This window comes from Streptomyces griseus (assembly GCF_001715295.1).
In the GTDB taxonomy this organism is placed as follows: domain Bacteria; phylum Actinomycetota; class Actinomycetes; order Streptomycetales; family Streptomycetaceae; genus Streptomyces; species Streptomyces griseus_G.
The window spans coordinates 94,243-116,620 of record NZ_MDKB01000001.1; the positions used below are offsets into that span (position 1 = coordinate 94,243).

Consider the following 22,378-nt stretch of genomic DNA (forward strand, 5'->3'; position numbering starts at 1 on the left):
AGTCAAGACCACCTGGTGAGACGGCAGTTCGGGCACCGTGCCCGCCTTGCACTGTCGCCTGCCGAGGTGTCGAAGACCGATGCTCAGGCGCACGCGGCGCGCGCTCTGTGGAACCTGCTGCACGCGTGGTGGCAGATGATGCCGAAGGAGAAGCGGACACTCGCCGACGCGGACGCCGCGATCCGGCAGGCCCGTAGGGACATCGATTTCCTGGCCGTCCTTCCTGCGCAGGCTGCGCAGGCGGTACTCAAGACGTACTTCCAGGCGTGGAGGAACTGCTGGGAGGGCCGCGCGGATGCCCCGAACTTCAAGGGCCGGTTCCGCACGGTGATGTCCGTGGACATCCCGCAGGGCCGTGACCTGAACATCACCCGCGTGCACCGACGCTGGGGCATGGTCAACATTCCCAAGGTGGGCCGGGTCCGCTTCCGGTGGACCAAAGACCTGCCGGTCGGCAAGCGTGCCGATGCGGAGAACCGGATCACCGGGGCACGGCTGATCAAGGACGCGCTCGGCTGGCACATCGCCTTCCGTGTTCAGACCCTGGAAGTCAAGCCCGGTCCCCACCAGGGGCCGGACGTCGGCATCGACGTGGGCGTCACCGTGCCCATCGCCCTCTCGGACGGCGAAACCTACGAGCACGGCGCATGGCTGACCGGCAAGGAGAAGGCAAGGCTTCTGCACCTGGAGCAGCGGGCAGCGCGGCGCAAGCAGCACCGCAGGCCCGGCGAGCCGACCAGTCGCCGGCTGCACCGCACCTACGACCGGATCGCAGGACTACGCGCGAAAGCCAAGCGCCGGGCCCTGGACTGGCAGCACAAGACGACCACCGTCATCGCCCGCACCTACGGCACCGTCGTGGTCGAAGCACTCACCATCACGAACATGGTCAAGTCGGCCAGGGCAACGGTGGAGGAGTCGGGGAACAATGTCGCCCAGAAGTCCGGGCTGAACCGCTCCATCAGCGGAGAGGCATGGGGCCGCACCGTCACCATGCTGACGTACAAGACCACCCGGTTCGGCGGCACCCTGCACAAGGTCCCTGCCCCGAACACTTCCCGGCGCTGCTCGGCGTGCGGCTTCACCACGCCCGGCAGCCGGGAGTCCCAGGCCGTGTTCGTGTGCAAGAACACCGGCTGCGGCTGGTCGGGCAATGCCGACCACAACGCGGCCCGGAACGTCTTGCATCTGTACCGGGTGGGCCTCGCGCTCATCCCGGCTGCCGGGAGGGCAGTCGTCAGGCGCGCGGAGCGCGTCAAGCCCGCTGCCGCGAGGTAAGCAGGAATCTCCCGGCTTCAGCCGGGAGAACACTTCAACGTCTCTCCCTCGCGGGCTGCACGCACGGGCCGCGGAGGAGCAACGGGTGATGCGCCCCCGTCACCTCGCCGGTGGCATTCAGTGCCGGGTCGGCTTCCACCGGGTGAGGCCGTACGGGTCATCCGCGGGCGTGTAGAGGCCCGATTGCGCGCCTCAGCCGACGATTGCGGGTCGAATACACCTGGGATGTCCCTCATGGTGATACATGCCCGCTCACGGGTGGGCCCTGCCGAGCAGGTGGTGATCACCGCGCTCCGGGCAGTGTCCAAGATCGCGGTACGGCCAGGTGAGCGTCCGCCGGAACGCCTACGGGAGGGGCGTGGCGCTGACCTCCGCGCCGCCTCATGCTTCTGCTCCCCGTAGCCGTCACCCGAGTCGAAACGGATATACATGTCGCCACTCCTGCCGCGGATCTCCCCGTCACGCCGGTCTCCCGCCTCCGCGCACACCAGGCCACCGGCAGCGGCTCCCGGCCGGCGGTCACCGCGGGTCCGGCTCCACATCTTCCTGACGAAACGCGACGGGCCGGCCTCGCCTCCGGCCGCGATCGGTCCCCCTGCACCGGCGATGGAACTCCCACCGCCGGCCTGCGCCGGGGCCGTCGATCAGGCCGATCCGGACACAGCTCCGCACAGGAGCGCGCCGAGCCCGCACGTCACCTTTCCGGGCTTCGCCTCCCTGCTTGCGTTCCTCCCACTGGTTCTCCTGGGCGCAGCCTCGTGGTGTGCTCGCTGGGTACGCCCGAGTGGTGACGAATGGTGCTTCCTTCCCGTCGTGCGCGACGAAGGCTTCATGGCACTCGTCGACCGCTTCTACTTCATGGACAACGGCCGTATCGCCAACGGCGTGCTCGTCGCCTCCTACGCGTCGTTCGGTGTGGCGGGCCATCAGTGGTACGCCGGGCTCAGCGCCGCCGCGATGCTGGGCCTCCTGTGGATGTGGGTGGCGGCGTTGTCGCGGCGCACCGGATGGCGGCTGCCCCGGGGGGTCGCGCCCTTCTCCGCCGCGACCGTTCTGGCAGTCTTCTGCCTCGCGTCCACCAACACGTACAAGACCTTCTTCTGGCCCGCCTCGTCGGTCTCTCACACTCTCCCGCCGGTACTCGCACTCGCCGCCACGATTCCCGCCCTGCTGGCGACCTCGCGGCGTGGCAGGATCGGCGCCTGCGTGTCCGCGCTCGTCATCGGAGCGATCATCGGCACCCTGTCGGAAGAGACCTCCGTGGTCGCCCTCGCGCTTCTCGCACCGGCCCTGCTGCTGAGCCGTCGGATCTTCCCCACCGGACCGCTCACCTTCGTGCGCGCCTGGGGGGCCTCCGCAGGGGCGGGGATCCTGCTCGGTACCGCTGTGCTGCTCACCTCTCCCGGTTCGCGGAACCGGCGCGCCCGTCACCACGCGGACTCCATGTTCGCCCCCGAATCGCTCTCCGCCTCACTGCGGGGATATGGGCAGATCATCCACACCGTGGCGACGACCTGGCAGTACCTCGCGGTGATCGCCGTGGGCGTACTGATCGGCGTGGTCGTGCGACGGAGGGACGGCGGCGTCCCCCGGCCCGGCCGTACGGCACCCCTGCTGCTCGCTGTCGGTGCGGTGGCGCTGCTCCTCTCCGGATACGTCTGCACGGTGATCACCTATCCCGCGTTCGGCGCTTCGGTCGCCACCGCGAACAGGCTGTGGAACGACTACATCTTCCTGCTCCTCCTTCTGCTCGCCGGCGGGGGAGGCCTCCTGGGAAATCTGGCGGTGTGCAGGTATCACCGCTCCGCGAGGCGGGTCATGGTGGGTGCCGCACTCGTGTGCGTGTATGTCATGTCCGCACTGGCGGGGTCCCTCTGGGCCCTGGAGTCGGACATGCGCGTACGGGCCGGAGCCTGGGAGAGTCAGGACCATTTTCTGCGTGAACGGGTCGCCGAGGGTGCGACGGTGCTGCCCTACAAGCGCCTCGTCATCAGCCGGATGACGGAGCCCTTCGGTAAGCGGCCGTGGCCTGCCTCCTGCGTAGCCACCTACTACAAGGTGAAGAGGATCACGGATGCCACGGACCGGGGCAGGTGAGCCGCCGCATCCCGCGTAAGGTGCCCCGATCGTCCGCCGCATGCCGTAGGCCCGCGGCGACGGTCTCGCCCGCTGCAGCGGAAGCGGGGTGCGTGTCCGCGACGGACGGGGTGTGCGTGTCCGCCGCGGACACACCTTCCCGGTCCGGGTATCCGGCGAACGGCGTCCGCGAAGGGGCGCGAGGCCGAGTCGGAGGTCTGCGTCCGGAGCCCTTCGGTGAAGACGAAGCTCAGGCCGATGACACGTGTGCTCGTCAGGCTCCGAGATCGAGGAGCCGTCCCGCGGAAACGGGGTCACGGAGTGCCCGCCCACTGGTCTGCCGAGCACCGATCTGCGCGAGGCCGACCTCACGCGGTGGTGGGCCGGCGGCGGAGGCCGGACGCCGACGCCGTTACGGGCAACGGCCCGCGCACAGCGGTGAGCTGCTGGAAAGGGCCGGGAGGATTGCCGGACACCGGGCGGTCGGGGATCTTCGACCGAACATGACGGCCGTGGGGCTGCTGTGGTCATGGCTCCATGCAATCCGATACCCGCTGAAACGGCGAACGACCGGCGACCCCTGTGGATAAGGTTATCCACAGGGGTCGCGGAATGTGGCGGAGCGCGGGACGGTCGTGCCATGAACAAGCATCACGAACCCACCGGGCCCTCCGAGCAGCAGCAGATCACCCTGCGCAGTCCCGCCGAACTCGCGGACGCACTGCCTTACCTGATGGGCTTTCACCCCGACGACAGTGTCGTCATGGTGGCCCTCCACGGGGGTCGCGGCCGGTTCGGCGGCCGCCTCAGGCTGGGTATCCCGCCCTCCCCGCAGGAGTGGGCACCGGTCGCGGACCACCTCGCGCGCAGCCTGATCGAGGGGAGCGAGCGACGCGAGGCGCGTCCGGACGCGATCGTCGTCTTCCTCTGCCAGGACCCCACCGAGGGGGAGAGCGCCCGCGGTACGATGGAGCGTCTGAGGCCCCTGGCGCAGAGTCTGCGCACGGCCTGCGGAGCGCTCGATGTTCCCGTACTGGAAGCCCTCTGCATCTCCGACGGACGGTACTGGTCCTACTGCTGTCCCGACGAACGTTGCTGCCCGCCCGAGGGCAATCCGCTGGCCCTTCCCGGTACGACGGTCATGGCGGCGGCGGCCGCCTACGCGGGCGTGCAGGTGCGTGGGTCCCTGCGGGACATGGAGAAGCGGCTCATGCCCTCCGCGTCCGTGGTGGTGGCGGAACAGGAGCGCGCACTGGACTCGGCCGGCGCGGTTCTCGTCTCCGAGATCCTCGATGTCAGGGGGAGGGGCGTGGTCGCAGAGCGGACGCTGGCACTCGCGCGGGAGCTCCTGGAGCGACTCGGAGGTGCGCCGGTGGTGGCGCCGGCCGAGGCGGACGCGTGTGACGACCGCCTGATCGAGGCGGAGGAGGCCGCGGCGGTGATCCTCGGCCTTCAGGACCGTGAGACCAGGGACGTGGCGGCGGAGTGGATGGAAGGCCGCGAAGCGGGGGCGGCGCTGCGCCTGTGGCGGGCGCTGGCCCGCAGGTGTGTCGGCCCGTACGTGGAACATTCCGCCGCACCGCTCACGCTGGCGGGCTGGGTCTCCTGGTCCACCGGCGACGAGGCGGGCGCCCGGGTGGCTTTGGGACTCGCCCTCCGGGCCGACCCCGAATACACCTTCGCGCAACTGCTGCACCAGGCGTGCAACCAGGGCCTTGACCCGGAGACGCTGCGCCGCTGCCTCCGTGAGGAGAGCAGCCTTCGCACCTCGCGCGGCGGCCTCGCCGCGCAGGACGACCGGCAGGGCCGGCACGCGGCGGCACCGCCGGGTCCCGGGCTCGGTGGGACCCCGGTCCCGCCCGGCGGGCGCCCGGCGGGATCGTCACCCGGCTGCACCCGCCCGGACTCGACCGCCGCCCGTCGCCGGGCCCGCCCCTGCCGACGGCAGGGGCGGCGGGGGGCCAGGAGCAGGCGCTGAACGACTGTCAGCGGCCCGAACACGCCGGGGAGCGGGCGAGCGCGGTCGCGAGAGCGGAGGAGAGGGAAAGGAGGGGAAGCGAGCCGGAGGGGAGAGGCGGGCGACAGGCACGTGCATCTCGGTAGGCAAGGGCAGGGTGGCGCCCAACGGCACAGGGGTAACATCCCGAAGGGAGTGTTTATCGTCAGGCAGACGACTATGATCTCGGCATGCCGCCCTACGACCCGTCGACCTTCCCGCCCTTCGCCGTCACCGTCGACCTGGTTGTGCTCACGGTGCGCCGCCACGCACTCTGCGCCCTCGTGGTACGCCGGGGTGAGCCGCCGTTCCAGGGGAGGTGGGCCCTGCCGGGCGGATTCGTCAGGAAGGACGAGGATCTCGGCGCCGCGGCAGCGCGGGAACTCGTCGAGGAGACGGGCCTCTGCGCCCATGATCCGTCGACTCCCTCGGCCGGGAACGGTGCTCACCTCGAGCAGCTGGCCACCTACGGCGATCCGGGGCGCGACCCTCGGATGCGGGTCGTCAGCGTCGCCCACCTCGCGCTGGCCCCGGACCTCCCCGCGCCCCGAGCGGGCGGTGACGCGAACAGTGCGCGCTGGGCACCCGTGGACGACCTGCTCGCTTTCGAAGGGGGCTCCGCCCGTGACGGCGAGCAGCCCGCGCCGCTGGCCTTCGATCACGCGCGGATCCTCGGCGACGGGGTGGAACGGGCGCGCTCCAAGATCGAGTACTCCTCGCTGGCCACGGCGTTCTGTCCCCCCGAGTTCACGGTCGGGGAGCTGCGCAGGGTGTACGAAGCGGTGTGGGGAGTCGTCCTGGACCCGCGGAACTTCCACCGCAAGGTCACGGGCACGCCGGGCTTCCTGGTGCCGTCCGGGGGGACGACCACACGGCAGGGCGGGCGACCCGCGCAGCTCTTCCGGGCGGGGGCCGCCACCGTACTGAACCCACCGATGCTGAGACCCGAAGTCTGAAGCCGCCCGTTTGCGGAGCGTGTTCACTTTCCCAACCTGAGCGTGCCTGACGGCGTCAATGTCTGAGCATGACCCGCTGTCGGCTTCGAGGTGGGTCTGTCCGTCGGGTTACGGGTGGCCCCCGTCGGTTTCCGGGCGGGCCCATCCGTCGGCTTCCCGGTGGGCTTTGTGTGTGTGGGTGGGGGGCGGGTGGGCTCCCTGTCGGGGCTGGGTGGGCCTGTCCGTCGGATCCGGGCGGGTCTGCGCGGGAGTCCGGGAGTGGGATCCCCGTCGGGACCCGGGAGGTGCCTCGTCGGGGGCTGGACAGGCACCTCGTCGGGGACCGGGCAGGCACCTCGCCGGCGGCCGGGCGTAGCGCGCTGTAGCTGTCTCGGCGTGTGCTCCGCTCCGGCATGAGCGGTGTCCGCAGTCGGAGCCGGGAAGGCCGTTGCCGGCCCCCCGGAGTCCGCGCCGTTCGAGCGTGAACCCGAGGATGCTCGCTGTCGGTGGCCTCAGGGCCCGCGCAGTTCGCCCAAGGGCGGACACCCGCTGCCGGTACCCGGGCCGCCTGCCGTCGGTCGCCCGGCATCCGCGCTGTTCGAGTCCGAGCCGGGCCGTCGTCCGCCCGCCGAGTACACGCAACGGGGCAACGCTGCAACAAAAGTCCTAAATGTCGCGTTATCGTGCTGAGGAACCCACCCTGCCGCCGAGCGGTCACCCTCCGCGAGAGAAGCGATGCTCCAGGCCATCGGACTCACCAGCGCCCCCCGCCGCGACCTCCCCTCCGTCGTGGACGATCTGACCTTCGAAGCCCCTCCCGGCCGCGTCACCGCACTTCTCGGCGCCCCGGGCTCCGGCAAGACCACGGCCCTGCGCCTCATGCTCGAGCTCGAACCCGGGCGGGGCGTCACGTACTTCAGGGGCCGGCCCCTGCACCGTATCCGCCACCCCGCCCGCGAGGTGGGGGTACTGCTCGGCGATGTGCCGGGCCATCCCGCGCGCACTGCCCGCGGCCAGTTGCGCATGCTCTGTGCCGACGCGGGCGTCCCCGCGTCGCGGGCCGACGAACTGCTCGACGTCGTCGGCCTCGCCGGGCTCGGGGATCAGCGCATCGCCACACTCTCCGCGGGTATGGACCGTCGGCTCGGACTCGCCTCCGCGTTGCTCGGCGACCCGCACACGCTCGTCCTGGACGACCCCGCCCGTGGCCTGTCGCCGCGGGAGAGGAGCTGGCTGTACGGACTTCTGCGCGCCCATGCCGCCGAGGGTGGCACCGTCCTGTACGTCACCGGTGAGCCGAAGGAGGCGGCCCGCACGGCCGACCGTGTGGTCACCATCGACGAGGGCCGCATCGTCGCCGACCAGGACGTCGCCTCCTTCTCCCGCACGCGCCTGCGGCCCAGGGTCGCCGTACGGACTCCGCACGCCGCACGGCTGGCCGCAGTGGTGAGCCGTGAGGCGCGTGCCGCCCGGCGCTCCGTGGAGGTGGTGGCGGAGGACAGCAGCCGGCTCTCCGTGTACGGCAGCAGCTGCGCGGAGATCGGCGACACGGCGTACCGGCACGGCGTGCCCGTGCACCAACTCGCCGACGAGACCGGTGACGCCGGTCCGCTCGCCGCCACCACAGGCCCGGGCGGCCGCCCACCGGTGCCGAAACCGGATGCGGCCGTCGCCGTTTCCGAGCTGCCCCCACCCATCTTCGTGCGACCGGCCCGCGGTCCGATCCGCCCTCTGCGCTACGAACTCCGCCGTCTCTTCGGGGTCAGGACAACCACCCTGATCATGGCGGCCGTTCTGGTCCTCTCGGTGTGCCTCTCCGTCGCGCTGGCCCGCTCGGGCCGCACGCCCCTGCCCGGCCTCCTGGTGGCCTGGCCCGGGTTGCTGCCCCTACCTCCCGCCGCCTTCGGTGCCGGGCTGCTCGGCGCTCTCTCCTTCGGTGACGAGTTCCGCTACCCGGCGCTCGCCGCGGCCCGGGGTACGGTGCCCCGGCGCCTGGGTCTCCTGTTCGCCAAACTGGTCGTCTCCGCGGGCGTCGCGCTCCTGTTGGCCACCCTCTCGCTGCTGGCGGACGCTCAGGCACTACGCCTTTTCTACGGTGCCGACTTGGTGCAGGTTCCTGCCGACGCAGGTCGGCTGGCCGCCAGTTGGGCCGGGCTCTCGGTCGGCTGCGCCTGGGCGGGACTGCTGGCGGCCGGTGTCTTCCGGCTGACGGCCGCGGGGATCGCCGCGGTGCTTGCCGTACCCGTCCTCGTCGTTCCGGTGGTGCAGAAGCTTCTCGCGGAGCCGTCCGCCCGTTCGATCGCCGGACTTCCCGGCCGGCTCCGTGAGTTCTCCTGGCTGCAGTGGCCCTACCAGGCGGACCGATGGGCCATGGCCGCCGTGCGGGTCGTGACCCAACCCGTAGGCCTGGCACTCTCCTTGTCGCTGTCCGCCCTGATCTGCGCCTACGCCTTCACCAGCCTCCGGGGGAGGGCGCGTTGGTGAGTGCCACGCCGGCGGTGTGTGACGGCAGGGGGAGAACCGCATGAAACTGTGCGATTCCATCCCATACAGCGTCAATTGAGAGGCGGGTGCCGATCACCCTTTCGTGTGCTTTTCACCAAAGACCTCAAGGGCCGGCCGGGCGAGGCCGACAAAGGATGCGTGAGTACCCTTGCGCACACCATGATGACCGCCGCCCGCTCTGCCGACTCCGGCATTGCCGACTCGGGCGAAATCGACCGCTATCCCTACACGGAGACGCCGGCCGGCGAGCGTGCCGCCCCGCGCCCTTGGGGGGGTACCGAATCCGATCTCGGGCGGGCCGGCCGGCGCGGCACCGCCAGCCGAGGTCGTGGACTTCACGGCCAACTGGTCCAGCAGCTCGGTCAGATGATCGTTTCCGGTGATCTCGGCGCCGACCGCCCGCTCGTGCCGGAGGAGATCGGTCAGCGATTCGAGGTCTCCCGCACCGTCGTGAGGGAGTCCCTGCGCGTCCTCGAGGCGAAGGGTCTGGTCAGTGCCCGGCCCAACGTGGGTACCCGGGTGCGGCCGGTCAGTGACTGGAATCTTCTGGACCCCGACATCATCGAATGGAGGGCCTTCGGCCCCCAGCGCGACGACCAGCGCCGCGAGCTGGCCGAGCTCCGGTGGACGATCGAGCCGCTCGCCGCCCGGCTGGCCGCCGGCCATGGACGGGAGGACATCCAGCACCGCCTCGGCGAGATGATCGAGATCATGGGACACGCGATGGGGCAAGGCGATGCCATCACCTTCTCCCGCGCCGACGCGGAGTTCCACGCCCTGCTCATCCAGGCGGCGGGCAACCGCATGCTCGAACACCTGTCCGGAATCGTCTCGGCCGCGCTGCATGTGTCCGGCGCGCCCGTCACGGGGTGCGACCGTCCCGCAGAGGCGTCGCTCGGCCATCACGCGCGGATCGTGACGGCGCTGGCTTCGGGTGATTCGGCGGGGGCCGAGGCCGCGATGCGTCAGTTGCTCGTCGGCCACCTCGATGTGGAGCGCGTGGTTCCCGCGCCCCGCGAGCACTGAGCGCGGCGCGTGCGGCGTCCGCGGCGTGTGCCGCCGGGTCGCTCCGACCTGGCGGCATAATTGTACGTATATATGGTTTCTGGTGCGGTTGGTCGCACATGGGGTGTGACTGGGGCCACGCGAATTGGGCGTAACGCTCCTCGAAACAGTGCGATGACCTAAGAGGTGACCGCCGCGGAAGGAATACAGCAGCCACACAGTGCGCTGTCCAGTTCCGAGGCCCAGCCCGCGCCGTCGGCGACATCCCCAGCCGCCGGTCGTCGGTTCCGACCCCCTCGGGGGAGGAGCCGGAAGCCGTTTCCATCGTTCCGAGAGGTTGTTCGTGTCGGCCAGCACATCCCGTACGCTCCCGCCGGAGATCGCCGAGTCCGAATCTGTGATGGCGCTCATCGAGCGGGGAAAGGCTGATGGGCAGATCGCCGGCGATGACGTGCGTCGGGCCTTCGAGGCTGACCAGATTCCGCCAACCCAGTGGAAGAACGTTCTGCGCAGCCTCAACCAGATCCTCGAGGAAGAGGGTGTGACGCTGATGGTCAGTGCCGCGGAGTCGCCGAAGCGCGCCCGCAAGAGCGTCGCAGCGAAGAGCCCGGTCAAGCGCACCGCCGGCAAGACCGTCACGGCCAAGACGACCGTGACCCGGACCGTCGCGGCCACCGCCGCTCCCGTGGCCGCGAGTGCGGACCCGGCGGCCGACGACGCTGCCGTCGCCGCTCCCGCGAAGAAGGCCGCAGCCAAGAAGACGGTCGCCAAGAAGGCCACCGCGAAGAAGACCGCGGCGAAGAAGACCACGGCCAAGAAGGCCGGCAAGCAGGACGACGAGCTCCTCGACGGTGACGAGGCGCCCGAAGAGGTCAAGGCCGGCAAGGGCGAGGAGGAGGAGGGCGAGGGCGAGAACAAGGGCTTCGTCCTCTCCGACGACGACGAGGACGACGCGCCCGCGCAGCAGGTCGCCGTCGCCGGTGCCACGGCCGACCCGGTCAAGGACTACCTCAAGCAGATCGGCAAGGTCCCCCTCCTCAACGCCGAGCAGGAGGTCGAGCTCGCCAAGCGCATCGAGGCAGGCCTTTTCGCCGAGGACAAGCTCGCCAACGCGGACAAGCTCGCGCCGAAGCTCAAGCGCGAACTGGAGATCATCGCCGAGGACGGCCGCCGGGCCAAGAATCACCTGCTGGAGGCCAACCTCCGTCTCGTGGTCTCGCTGGCCAAGCGCTACACCGGCCGCGGCATGCTCTTCCTGGACCTGATCCAGGAGGGCAACCTCGGCCTGATCCGCGCGGTCGAGAAGTTCGACTACACCAAGGGTTACAAGTTCTCGACGTATGCCACCTGGTGGATCCGTCAGGCGATCACCCGCGCCATGGCCGACCAGGCCCGCACCATCCGTATCCCCGTGCACATGGTCGAGGTCATCAACAAGCTCGCTCGTGTGCAGCGTCAGATGCTCCAGGACCTGGGCCGTGAGCCCACCCCGGAGGAGCTGGCCAAGGAGCTCGACATGACCCCTGAGAAGGTCATCGAGGTCCAGAAGTACGGCCGCGAGCCGATCTCCCTCCACACCCCGCTGGGTGAGGACGGGGACAGTGAGTTCGGAGACCTGATCGAGGACTCCGAGGCGGTCGTCCCGGCCGACGCGGTCAGCTTCACCCTGCTCCAGGAACAGCTGCACTCCGTCCTGGACACGCTCTCCGAGCGGGAGGCGGGTGTGGTGTCGATGCGCTTCGGTCTCACCGACGGCCAGCCCAAGACGCTCGACGAGATCGGCAAGGTCTACGGCGTGACGCGCGAGCGCATCCGGCAGATCGAGTCCAAGACGATGTCGAAGCTGCGCCACCCGTCGCGTTCGCAGGTGCTGCGCGATTACCTCGACTAGGCGTCGCGGACACCCGGACATCGCGGACGGACCTCGACCGGGGCCCCGGACCTTTCACAGGTCCGGGGCCCCGGTCCGTGTGCGTGCGGGTGCGGCCCGTCCGGGCGCGGATGACGCTGAGTGTGCACCGTTCACCTCGGCGTCAGGAGACCCTATGCCCCGCGTTGCCGCCCGCGTGCTCACTGTGACCTCCGCGCTCGCGGCCCTCACGGCCGCGATACCGCTCGGACCCCCGGCCCGGGCCGCAGCGGACAGCATCATCGTCGGCGGTCGGCCCGTTCCGGTGGCGGACAGTCCCTGGACCGTCGCTCTGGCCAGCCGTGACCGGTTCGGGGGAACCCGCGCCGGTCAGTTCTGCGGTGCCGTGGCGGTCGCGCCGGACAAGGTGCTGACGGCCGCGCACTGCCTGAGGCAGGACGTCCTGGGCTCCGAGGTCTCGGAGGTGCCCGATCTGCGGGTCATCGCGGGCCGGGACGAGCTGAGCGGCCCGGGAGGTCAGGAGATCCCCGTGCGGTCCGCGTGGATCAACCCCGCCTACGAATCCGGTTCGAACGCCGGTGACCTGGCCGTCCTGACCCTGTCCAGCTCGCTGCCTGCGGGCAGCGTCATCCCGATGGCAGCGGACGGTGACCCGGCCTACGAACCGGGGACCCCCGCGACCGTGTACGGCTGGGGGGACACGACCGGCTTCGGCGCCTATGCGTCGGTACTGCACGCCGCGGATGTGGAGGTGCTGGCCGACGGCGACTGTGCCCGCGCCTACCCGGGCGGCGTGAAGGGCGCGTACGACGCCTCATCGATGCTCTGTGCCGGCAGGACGGCGGGAGGGCGGGACGCCTGCCAGGGGGACAGTGGCGGCCCGCTGGTGGCCCGTGGACGGCTAGTCGGGCTCGTCTCCTGGGGGAGCGGCTGCGGGAGCCCCACGGCGCCGGGCGTCTACACCCGCGTCTCGGCGGCGATCCGCTGGATGGCGGGCGAGGGCTGAGCCGGCACCCCGGGGACCGTCCCGGGGGCATGAGAACGGGCGGTCTCCCCATGGGGACACCGCCCGTCGGCCGGTCCTGGACCGAACCCTGGCTCGTCGTGGATGCGAGGTGTCAGTGTTCCTCGTCGGCTGCACCGGCCTGCACGGCAGTGAGCCGATCGGTCTCATCCTGTATTTCCGCGGCGATCTTCTTGAGTTCCGGCTCGAACTTGCGACCGTGGTGGGCGCAGAAGAGCAGTTCACCGCCGCTGATCAGGACGACGCGCAGATAGGCCTGGGCGCCGCAACGGTCACAGCGGTCTGCTGCGGTCAGCGGGCTCGCGGGGGTCAGAACAGTAGTCACGTCGCCTCTTCTCTAGCTCGACGAGCTGTCGTACCAGGGTCAACATCCAACCAGGCCGAAAACGTTCCCGCTCGTGGCTTTTATTCGAAACTTCTTCTCGGGATGGCTGTCAGTTGCCGGTTGGCGGCGAATGAGCCGTATTGCGTAGCGCTACGGTTTCGCGTTGCTTGTGTGGGGCTTACAGGGGGTGGGACCGTCCGCCGGCCGGCTTGCCGGTTGTTCATGAGGACGTGCCCGGAGCCTAAATGGTTCATGCCTCGAAGGGAACGTGATGTGCACGTCACTCCAACGAATGATCGAACGTCTATGCGAGGCTGGACTAGCATAATGATTCCCCCTGGGTGGCGTTACAACCGCTCTACCAGGGCTCTGTAGGCTCTCAGCGGCTACCGAGGCCGAGCCCGCCACCCACTGGGCCCCACTTGAAATTCAGCGAGGAGCGAACCGCGTGACCGCCGATTCCGTGCCGTCCACTGCGCTGCTGACCGGAGCAGGCGGCGCAGACAGGGACAGCTCCAACTACACCGCGCGGCACCTTCTCGTGCTGGAGGGGCTCGAAGCGGTCCGCAAGCGCCCCGGGATGTACATCGGGTCCACGGACAGCCGGGGCCTCATGCACTGCCTCTGGGAGATCATCGACAACTCCGTCGACGAAGCCCTCGGCGGCTACTGTGACACCATCGAGGTGATCCTCCACGACGACACCTCCGTGGAGGTCCGTGACAACGGCCGTGGCATCCCGGTCGACGTCGAGCCCAAGACCGGCCTCTCCGGCATCGAGGTCGTCATGACCAAGCTGCACGCCGGCGGCAAGTTCGGCGGCGGCTCGTACGCCGCCTCCGGCGGTCTGCACGGCGTCGGGGCCTCCGTCGTGAACGCCCTCTCCGCGCGGCTGGACGTCGAGGTCGACCGCAACGGCGCGACCCACGCGATCAGCTTCCGGCGTGGTGTCCCGGGCATGTTCACGGAGCAGGGCCCGGACAGCCCCTTCGACCCGGCCAACGGCCTCCGCAAGGGGAAGCGGGTCGCCAAGACGCGTACGGGCACCCGGGTGCGGTACTGGGCGGACCGCCAGATCTTCCTCAAGGACGCCAAGCTCAACCTCGAGACGCTCTACCAGCGCGCCCGCCAGACCGCCTTCCTGGTCCCCGGCCTCACCATCGTCGTGCGCGACGAGCGGGGCATCGACGGTGAGGGCAAGACCGAGGAGACCTTCCGCTTCGACGGAGGCATCAGCGAGTTCTGCGAGTACCTGGCGCAGGACAAGGCCGTCTGCGACGTGCAGCGCCTGACCGGGACGGGGACGTTCAAGGAGACCGTGCCGGTCCTGGACGACCGCGGCCACATGACGGCGACCGAGGTCACCCGGGAACTGGGCGTCGACATCGCGTTGCGCTGGGGCACCGGCTACGACACGACGGTCAGGTCCTTCGTCAACATCATCGCCACCCCCAAGGGCGGCACCCATGTGTCCGGTTTCGAGCGCTCCCTCACGAAGACCGTCAACGAGGCGCTGCGCTCCGCCAAGCTGCTCCGCGTCGCCGAGGACGACATCGTCAAGGACGACGCCCTCGAAGGCCTCACCGCGGTCGTGACCGTACGTCTGGCCGAGCCGCAGTTCGAAGGCCAGACCAAGGAGATCCTGGGCACGTCCGCGGCCAACCGGATCGTGGCCAATGTGGTGGCCAAGGAGCTGAAGGCCTTCCTGACCTCCACCAAGCGCGATGCCAAGGCGCAGGCCAGGGCGGTTCTGGACAAGGCGGTCGCCGCCGCCCGGACCCGGATCGCGGCACGCCAGCACAAGGACGCGCAGCGCCGCAAGACCGCGCTCGAGACCTCCTCGCTGCCCGCCAAGCTCGCGGACTGCCGCAGCGACGACGTGGAGCGCAGCGAGCTCTTCATCGTGGAGGGCGACTCGGCTCTCGGTACGGCCAAGCTGGCCCGCAACAGCGAGTTCCAGGCGCTGCTCCCGATCCGGGGGAAGATCCTCAACGTCCAGAAGGCCTCCGTCTCGGACATGCTGAAGAACGCCGAGTGCGGCGCGATCATCCAGGTCATAGGAGCAGGGTCCGGCCGGACGTTCGACATCGACGCGGCGCGGTACGGCAAGATCGTCCTGCTCGTCGACGCCGATGTGGACGGGGCGCACATCCGCATCCTGCTGCTGACGCTCTTCCAGCGGTACATGCGGCCGATGGTCGAGGCGGGGCGGGTCTTCGCGGCCGTACCGCCGCTGCACCGGATCGAGCTCGTCCAGCCCAAGAAGGGCCAGGACAAGTACATCTACACGTACTCGGACAACGAGCTGCGCCAGACCCTGCTGGAGTTCCAGCGGAAGAACATCCGGTTCAAGGACTCGATCCAGCGGTACAAGGGCCTGGGCGAGATGGACGCGGACCAGCTGGCGGAGACGACGATGGACCCGCGCCACCGCACCCTGCGGCGGATCAACATCGGCGACCTCGAATCCGCCGAGCAGGTCTTCGACCTCCTGATGGGCAACGAGGTCGCGCCCCGCAAGGAGTTCATCACCAGCTCCGCGGCCACGCTGGACCGCTCGCGCATCGACGTCTGACGGCGCCCTCCGTGGGTGGGGGCGCCTCCCCCGCCCACGGGCCGGCCCGTGAGCCGATCTTCCGTACGACTCTCGTCGACATGTCGACGCGGGAGCGCCCCCGGCGCCCGGACGTCACCTTCTCCGGCCTTCCGGACCTCCCGGTGACCACCGCGGCGGTGCCTCCCGTCCCCGTGCGCCGGTTCTCCACCGGTTCGGCCCCGCCGTCACGCCTATCGCCGGGTCCGGCATCCGCGCCCCGGCGATCCTTCACACGAAGAGGTGAACCCTCCGAAGGAAGCGCCCCGGATCGGCCAACCGGCCGCAGACCGCGGAGGCACGCAGGGGGACGGGTCTCAGGAGCCCGTGGACCAGGTGTAGCGGTGCTCCGGGCGGCCGGTCTCGCCGTACCGCAGGGTCAGACGCACGCGGCCGGTGCGTTCGAGCAGTTTCAGATAGCGCTGGGCCGTCTGCCGGCTCATCCCGGCGCTCTCCGCGATCTCCTGCGCCGAGAGCGGTCCGCCGGCGGCGCGCAGGGCCTGACGCACGAGCTCGGCGGTCGTCGCCGAATGCCCCTTGGGCAGGCCGGAGCCGGCCGTCGACCACAGGGCGCCGAACAGCCGGTCCACCTCCGGCTGCTCGGCCTCCCCGCCGGACTCGAAGGTGTGGCGCAGCGCCGCGTACGCCTCCAGCTTGGTGCGGAGCCCGGCGAAGGCGAAGGGCTTCACGAGGTACTGGAGTGCTCCGTGGCGCATCGCCGCCTGCACGGTCGCGACATCGCGTGCCGCCGTCACCATGATGACGTCGCCGGGATGCCCGGACCCCCGCAGCTCCCGCACCACGGCCAGGCCGTCGCGGTCCGGCAGGTAGTAGTCCAGCAGGATCAGGTGGACGGGCAGCTCGGCGGCCCTGGCGAGGGCGTCGGCGGCGGAGTGGGCCAGGGCGGCCACCCTGAAGCCGGGCACCTTGGACACGTAGGCCGCGTTGATCTGTGCGACCCGCACGTCGTCGTCCACGACCAGGACCTCGATCACGGGGTTTCTCCTGACGTCGTCGGGCCCATGGGTCCGGTCCGGCTGTCCCGTGCTCCCGCGGGCGAAGCGGTCGCGGGCCCGTCACCCCGTGGTCCCACCGGCCGGCCGGGCGAGGCGGGTTCGTCCAGCGCCTCCGGGAGGACGACGGTGAACACCGCACCTGTGCCGGGTGCGTCCGCCACGGACACACGGCCACCCTGCCGCTCCGCGAGCCGCCGCACCAGCGGCAGCCCCAGGCCGCGTTTTCCGTGGGCCGGCAGCTCCTTGGTCGACCAGCCCTCCAGGAAGATCGACTCCTGGCGGGCGGCCGGTACGCCCGGCCCGCTGTCCTGCACGCGCAGCACCACGGTACGGCCCTCGGCCCGCAGGCCCACCTCGATCCGGGCCTCCGTCGTCCCCGCGGCCGCGTCCAGTGCGTTGTCCACCAGGTTGCCGACCACCGTGACAAGGCCCCGCGGGTCCACCAGCCTGTCCGGCAGCAGCGTTCCAGGAGCCATACGCAGCGCCACACCGCGCTCGGCGGCCACCGTCGCCTTGCCGACGAGCAGCGCCGCCAGCAGCGGGTCGTGGACCTTCTCGGTGACCTGTTCGGCCGTGGCCCGGTGGACCCCCACCACCTCGGTGACGAACTCCCTTGCGTCCTCGTGCATCTCCAGCTCCAGCAGCCCGAGAAGGGTGTGCAACCGGTTGGCGTGTTCGTGGTCCTGCGCGCGGAGCGCGTCGATGAGGCCACGGGTCGAGTCGAGTTCGCGGCCGAGGTACTCGAGCTCCGTGCGGTCGCGCAGGGTCGCCACGGCCCCGCCGTCGTCGGTCGGCATCCGGTTGGCCAGCAGCACACGGCTGCCGCACACCGTGACGAGGTCCTCGCCGATGACCCGGCCGGCCAGCACGTCGGCGGTCCGGCCGGGTCCCAGAGCCTCCTCGAGCGGGGTGCCGGCCGCGTCGGGCCCCAGCCCGAGCAGGCGCTGCGCCTCGTCGTTCAGCAGCCGGATCCGGCCCTTCCGATCGAGGGCGACGACCCCCTCGCGAATGCTGTGGAGCATGGCTTCACGTTCCGTCAGCAGCGCCGAGATGTCGGAGAACGCCAGGTCGTGGGTCTGACGCTGGAGACGGCGGGAGATCAGGTAGGCGGCCAGCGCCCCCACGGCCAGTGCTCCGCCCGCATACGCGAGCAGTCCGGGGATCGCCGCGAGGAGCCGGGCGCGGACGCTGTCGTACGCGATCCCGACCGAGACGGCGCCGACGATGCGGCCCGTCTCGTCGCGCAGCGGTACCTTGCCGCGGGCCGAGCGTCCGAGCGTGCCGCTGTCGATCTCCATGACGGTCCGGCCGGCGAGCGCCGTACTGGGGTCGGTGGAGACCTTCCTGCCGATCCGGGCCGCGTCCGTGTGCGACCAGCGCACCCCGCGCTTGTCCATGATCACCACGTACTCGGCCCCGGTGGACCGCCTGATCCGCTCTGCCGCGTCCTGGACGACGCCGTCGGGGGAGGGGGCGGTGGTGAGCACCGCCCGGGCGAGCCGGGGCTGCGCCGCCGTGCTCTGCGCGATCGCCAGGGCGCGGCGCATGGCCTGGTCGTCGAGCTGGGCGCTGAGCGGTGCCAGGAAGAGGCCGGTGACCAGGACCGTGACGCCGGTGATGATGGCCAGTTGCATCAGCAGGACCTGGGAGAAGACCCGCTTCGGCCAGCCGATCCGGCGCGGTCCCCGCGGAGTGGTCGGTGGGGCGCTCATCGTACGAACGGTAAGCGGAAATCCACGCTTCCCGAAATTCCGGTCGGCCAGGCACGCTCGTGCGGGGCGCCGGGGCGAGCGTGGTGGGCCCGGACGCGACCAGGAGCCCCTGACCATGGTGCGCCGGCCCGTCGAGGCCATGGGCCCGGCCGGTCGAGCTGCGCGCGGTGCCGATCGGGGGCGTACGGTGCCGCCGGAGGAGCCGCCCGTCGGGGTGCGGATCCGCCGGCCGGCCGCCCGGCGGACACTCCCACGCCTGCCGCTAGCGGGTCACCCGGCCCGAGGGTGCGGAAACCGGCACCGAGGGGGCCCGGGGCGGTTCCCGTACGGGTTCGGGCAGGGGCCGCGGTGGCCGCGGTCCGGTGTACTGCCCGCGGGGCCGCATCCGCAGCGGCCGTTCCCCGTACTCCTCCAGCGCGTGGGCGATCCAGCCCGCCGTGCGGGACACCGCGAACACCGTCTCGCCCGCCTCCGAGGGCATGTCGTACGCCACCGAGAGGACGGCCAGTGCCAGGTCGACATTGGCGTGCAGCGGTGCGTGGCGGGCGGTCGTGGCCACCACGTCACGGGCCGCCGCCAGCGCCGGGGCCGCTCGCGGCACCTCCGCCAGCATGCTGAACAGCAGTCGCGCCCGCGGATCCTCGCCCGAGTAGAGCCGGTGCCCGAGCCCCGGTACCCGCCGGCCGGTACGCAGGTGATCGGCGACGACCGGGGCCGCGCTGCCCCGGTCCACGACCTCGGACAGCATGCGGTGCGCCAGCCCGCTCGCGGCCCCGTGCAGCGGTCCTTCGAGGACGCCGAGCCCCGCGGACACCACCGCGTACGGGTGCGCGTGCGCCGAAGCGGCGACGCGCGCCGCCAGGGTCGATGCCGCCAGATCGTGATCGGCCAGCAGGGCGAGCGCCGTGTCCAGCACCGCCAGAGACGCCGCGTCGGCCGGCGTGCCGGCGAGGCGCCGCCACAGCAGACCGGCCAGGGAACAGCCTTCCCCGGCCTCCGGGTCCGCCTGCGCTCCGGCCACCGGAAGCGCCCCGACCAGGGTGGGGATGAGGCTGCGCGCACTGTCGAGCACCCCTTGCGGGGAGAGGTCGAACCGCAGCGGGTCGACCGCTGCGGCGGCTGCGACGGCAGCCCGCAGCCGGTCCGTGGAGCTGCTGTGCGTGGGCAGCGCCGCGCCCACCCGCCGGGCCGCCGCGAGGGATTCCGGCGGGGCGGTGAAACGGGCCTCCGGGCGGAGCTCGCCGGTCCAGATCCACTCGGCGACGGCCTCGTAGCCGTACCGGCGGGCAAGAGCGGTCGCATCGACGCCGCGGAAGTAGTAACCGTCCGGCTCGATCAGCGTGATGGCGGTGCGGAAGGCCAGGTCGCCGGCAGTGGCAGAGGTCTCCCTGCGGCTCGTGCGCCCGGCCAGGCGCTCGACCTCGGCGGGATCGAAGGTGGACCCGCGCCCGCCGGGGGAGCGCCGGCTGCTGAGCTGCCCCCGGCTCACGTAGGCGTACACGGTCTCGGGCTTCACCCCGAGCAGTTCGGCCGCCTCCCGGGTGGTGAGCCTGCGGCCCTCCTCCGTTCCCTCCGGGCCGGCGCCGTGTGCTGCCTCGTACGTCATGGCCCACACCGTATCCCTCATCGTATGCATCGATGGTTCATATTGATTCAATCAATATTGACACTCGCCGAGTCAATCAAGGACAGTCGAATCAATGTGCAACTCATCGGTGAAGGAGAGACCGGACATGCCTGCCTCGAGCACGGAAGCCGCCCCGATCGACACGCCCCGGGGCCTCGCCGGTGTGATCGTCACGGACACCGCGATCGGTGACGTCCGCGGGCGCGAGGGCTTCTACCACTACCGGCAGTACTCGGCGATCGAGCTGGCAGAGAGCCGCAGCTTCGAGGACGTCTGGTACCTGATGTTCCACGGCGAACTGCCCGACCGGGCCGCGAGTGCCGGCTTCGCCGCCCGTACGGCGGCTCTGCGCCGGCTGCCCCCCGAGGTGCGCGAGGCGCTGCCGGACCTCGCACGTGCCGGAGCCGTATCCGGTCCGCTGGCCGGCCTGCGCACCGCGCTCTCGCTCCTCGGCGCCTCGGCCGGGTTCCGGCCGGTGTACGACATCGACGCCGACCGCCGCCGCGGTGACGCACTCGCCGTCTGCGCCGCGGTCCCCACCGTGCTGACCGCCCTGTACCGGCTCGGTCAGGGCCTCCGCCCGGTCGAGCCGCGCGACGACCTGCCGTTCGCCGCCAACTACCTCTACATGCTCACGGGGGAGGAACCGGACACCAGGCGCACCGCGGCCGTCGAGCGGTACCTCATCGCCACCGTCGACCACGGCTTCAACGCCTCCACGTTCACCGCCAGGGTGGTCGCCTCCACCGGCGCGGACACGGCGGCCTGCCTGGTCGCCGCAGTCGGCGCCCTCTCCGGCCCCCTGCACGGCGGTGCGCCCAGCCGGGCCCTGGACACGCTGGACGCCATCGGCACCCCCGACCGTATCGACGGCTGGATCCGCGAACAGGTCCTCGCCGGTGGCCGGATCATGGGTTTCGGGCACCCGGTCTACCGCACCGAGGACCCGCGCTCCCGCATGCTGCGTTCACTCGCCCAGGGCTTCGGCGGCCCGCTCGTCGACTTCGCCGTCGAGGTGGAGCGGCAGGTGGAGGCCATCCTCGCCGAGCTCAAGCCGGGACGTGAGCTCCACACCAACGTGGAGTTCTACGCCGGGGTCGTCATGGAGCTCTGCGGGCTGCCCCGCGAGATGTTCACCCCCACCTTCTGTGCGGCCCGTACGGTCGGCTGGAGCGCCAATATCCTGGAGCAGGCGGAGGACTCCAAGATCATCCGTCCGGCGGCCCGTTACGTCGGGCCCCCGCCCCCGCAGCCCGTACCCGCGCGCTGACCGAACCCGAGGAAGGCCCCCGTTGACCCCGCCCCGCGCCCCGCAGATCCCGGTCGTCGTCCTGGCGGGGTTCCTGGGATCCGGCAAGACGACCCTGCTCAACCATCTGCTCCGCAACAGGGCCGGCAACCGGATCGGCGTGATCGTCAACGACTTCGGCTCCATCGAGATCGACGCCATGACCGTCGCCGGCCAGGTCGGCTCCACGGTCTCGCTGGGCGACGGCTGCCTGTGCTGCGCCGTCGACGCGAGCGAACTCGACTCCTACCTGGAGACGCTCACCCGGCCCGCCGCCCGGCTCGACGTGATCGTCATCGAGGCCAGCGGCCTCGCCGAACCGCAGGAACTCGTACGCATGCTGCTGGCCAGCGCCAACCCGCACATCCGCTACGGAGGACTGGTCGAGGTTGTCGACGCCGCCGAGTTCGCGGCCACCCGGGAGCGCCACCCGGAGACCGACCGCCATCTCGCCGTCGCCGACCTCGTCGTGCTGAACAAGGCCGACCGGGTACCGGAAGCGGAACTCGAGGCCGTGCACGAGGTGATCACGACGACCGGCAGCAGGGCGGCGGTCGTCCGCACCGCGTACGGGAGGGTCGATCCCGGACTGCTCCTCGACCCCGTGAACCGGCCGGACGAGGACGGCGGCCCACGGCAGCTGACCTTCGAGGACCTCCTCGCGGACAGCGGCCACGACCACGACGACCACCCGCACGCGGCCTACGAGAGCGTCTCCTTCACGTCCAGGACGCCGGTGGACCCGCGCCGGCTCATGGCGTTCCTCGACTCCAGGCCCGCCGGCCTCTACCGGATCAAGGGGTTCGTCGACCTCGGCGCCGGCGACCCCGCCCACAGGTACACCGTCCACGCGGTCGGCAGGTTCCTGCGGTTCGTCCCGCGGCCCTGGGCCCGGGACGAACCGCGGTGCACACAACTCGTACTGATCGGCTCCGGCATCGACGCCGAGGCGCTGCGCAAGGAGCTCGCGGAGTGCTGCGAGAACCTGGCGGGGACCGCCGAGGAGCTGGAGCGCGCCATGTGGGGCGTGCTGCGGTACGTGCGGCAGCCGGAGGACGAGGCCGGCGAGGTCTGAGCAGAGACCGCCCCCCGGCCGCGTCGGAACGCACGCGGCCGGGGGGACGGTCT

The 22,378-nt window shown here is 71.0% G+C and carries 15 protein-coding genes; 11 read left to right on the plus strand and 4 right to left on the minus strand.

The window, feature by feature from the left end:
- The first annotated feature begins 66 nt into the window (after window positions 1–66).
- The 8 genes from BA175_RS00375 to BA175_RS00410 all read left to right on the plus strand — a co-directional run bounded on the left by BA175_RS00375 (window position 67) and on the right by BA175_RS00410 (window position 12,671).
- Entirely contained in the window at window positions 67–1,278 is a 1,212-nt protein-coding gene (locus BA175_RS00375; protein ID WP_438947300.1) for an RNA-guided endonuclease InsQ/TnpB family protein, read from the plus strand.
- Window positions 1,279–2,091: 813 nt separating this feature from the next.
- On the plus strand, window positions 2,092–3,375 hold the full coding sequence (locus BA175_RS00380; protein ID WP_254667779.1) for a DUF6056 family protein: 1,284 nt from the start codon (window positions 2,092–2,094) through the stop codon (window positions 3,373–3,375).
- A 619-nt stretch (window positions 3,376–3,994) separates the two neighbouring features.
- The gene (locus tag BA175_RS00385) at window positions 3,995–5,332 is read left to right on the plus strand and encodes a DUF4192 domain-containing protein (protein ID WP_069169151.1); all 1,338 of its coding nucleotides are present in this window, start codon (window positions 3,995–3,997) and stop codon (window positions 5,330–5,332) included.
- A 209-nt stretch (window positions 5,333–5,541) separates the two neighbouring features.
- The gene (locus BA175_RS00390; protein WP_069169152.1) at window positions 5,542–6,306 is read left to right on the plus strand and encodes an NUDIX hydrolase; all 765 of its coding nucleotides are present in this window, start codon (window positions 5,542–5,544) and stop codon (window positions 6,304–6,306) included.
- 714 nt (window positions 6,307–7,020) lie between these two features.
- On the plus strand, window positions 7,021–8,769 hold the full coding sequence (locus BA175_RS00395; protein ID WP_069169153.1) for an ABC transporter ATP-binding protein: 1,749 nt from the start codon (window positions 7,021–7,023) through the stop codon (window positions 8,767–8,769).
- Window positions 8,770–8,949: 180 nt separating this feature from the next.
- Window positions 8,950–9,816 carry a FadR/GntR family transcriptional regulator gene (locus BA175_RS00400; protein ID WP_302622480.1) on the plus strand — a complete coding sequence of 289 codons (867 nt, stop codon included), beginning with the start codon at window positions 8,950–8,952 and terminating at the stop codon, window positions 9,814–9,816.
- A 322-nt stretch (window positions 9,817–10,138) separates the two neighbouring features.
- Window positions 10,139–11,686, plus strand: coding sequence for an RNA polymerase sigma factor (locus BA175_RS00405; RefSeq protein WP_069170259.1), 1,548 nt, complete (start codon window positions 10,139–10,141; stop codon window positions 11,684–11,686).
- 154 nt (window positions 11,687–11,840) lie between these two features.
- Entirely contained in the window at window positions 11,841–12,671 is an 831-nt protein-coding gene (locus tag BA175_RS00410; RefSeq protein WP_069169155.1) for a S1 family peptidase, read from the plus strand.
- 112 nt (window positions 12,672–12,783) lie between these two features.
- Here the strand turns inward: BA175_RS00410 and BA175_RS00415 are convergent, their stop codons facing one another.
- Complete coding sequence (locus BA175_RS00415; protein ID WP_069169156.1) at window positions 12,784–13,014, minus strand: DUF7455 domain-containing protein; 231 nt, start codon at window positions 13,012–13,014, stop codon at window positions 12,784–12,786.
- A gap of 448 nt (window positions 13,015–13,462) precedes the next feature.
- On the opposite strand from BA175_RS00415, the gene BA175_RS00420 reads away from it, so the two are divergent.
- Complete coding sequence (locus tag BA175_RS00420) at window positions 13,463–15,589, plus strand: DNA gyrase/topoisomerase IV subunit B (RefSeq protein ID WP_069169157.1); 2,127 nt, start codon at window positions 13,463–13,465, stop codon at window positions 15,587–15,589.
- Between the two features lie 335 nt (window positions 15,590–15,924).
- Here the strand turns inward: BA175_RS00420 and BA175_RS00425 are convergent, their stop codons facing one another.
- From BA175_RS00425 to BA175_RS00435, 3 genes are all read right to left on the minus strand, one after another.
- Window positions 15,925–16,602 carry a DUF7342 family protein gene (locus BA175_RS00425; RefSeq protein WP_069169158.1) on the minus strand — a complete coding sequence of 226 codons (678 nt, stop codon included), beginning with the start codon at window positions 16,600–16,602 and terminating at the stop codon, window positions 15,925–15,927.
- Window positions 16,599–18,335: an ATP-binding protein gene (locus BA175_RS00430; RefSeq protein ID WP_069169159.1), complete on the minus strand. Its 1,737-nt coding sequence runs from the start codon at window positions 18,333–18,335 to the stop codon at window positions 16,599–16,601. Before BA175_RS00430 ends, BA175_RS00425 begins: the two co-directional genes overlap by 4 nt.
- A 262-nt stretch (window positions 18,336–18,597) precedes the next feature.
- Window positions 18,598–19,941 (minus strand): citrate/2-methylcitrate synthase, encoded by a 1,344-nt coding sequence (locus tag BA175_RS00435; RefSeq protein ID WP_069170260.1) that lies wholly within the window; start codon window positions 19,939–19,941, stop codon window positions 18,598–18,600.
- A 127-nt stretch (window positions 19,942–20,068) separates the two neighbouring features.
- On the opposite strand from BA175_RS00435, the gene BA175_RS00440 reads away from it, so the two are divergent.
- Entirely contained in the window at window positions 20,069–21,232 is a 1,164-nt protein-coding gene (locus BA175_RS00440) for a citrate synthase/methylcitrate synthase (protein ID WP_069169160.1), read from the plus strand.
- 22 nt (window positions 21,233–21,254) lie between these two features.
- Entirely contained in the window at window positions 21,255–22,325 is a 1,071-nt protein-coding gene (locus BA175_RS00445; protein WP_069169161.1) for a CobW family GTP-binding protein, read from the plus strand.
- Window positions 22,326–22,378: the final 53 nt, after the last annotated feature.

Bases quoted from the DNA above. Each gene is read 5' to 3' on its own strand.
- BA175_RS00395 (WP_069169153.1), top strand. From the start codon at position 7,021: ATGCTCCAGGCCATCGGACTCACCAGCGCCCCCCGCCGCGACCTCCCC.
- BA175_RS00410 (WP_069169155.1), top strand. From the start codon at position 11,841: ATGCCCCGCGTTGCCGCCCGCGTGCTCACTGTGACCTCCGCGCTCGCG.
- BA175_RS00430 (WP_069169159.1), bottom strand. From the start codon at position 18,335: ATGAGCGCCCCACCGACCACTCCGCGGGGACCGCGCCGGATCGGCTGG.
- BA175_RS00435 (WP_069170260.1), bottom strand. From the start codon at position 19,941: ATGACGTACGAGGCAGCACACGGCGCCGGCCCGGAGGGAACGGAGGAG.
- BA175_RS00385 (WP_069169151.1), top strand. From the start codon at position 3,995: ATGAACAAGCATCACGAACCCACCGGGCCCTCCGAGCAGCAGCAGATC.
- BA175_RS00390 (WP_069169152.1), top strand. From the start codon at position 5,542: ATGCCGCCCTACGACCCGTCGACCTTCCCGCCCTTCGCCGTCACCGTC.
- BA175_RS00400 (WP_302622480.1), top strand. From the start codon at position 8,950: ATGATGACCGCCGCCCGCTCTGCCGACTCCGGCATTGCCGACTCGGGC.
- BA175_RS00440 (WP_069169160.1), top strand. From the start codon at position 20,069: ATGCCTGCCTCGAGCACGGAAGCCGCCCCGATCGACACGCCCCGGGGC.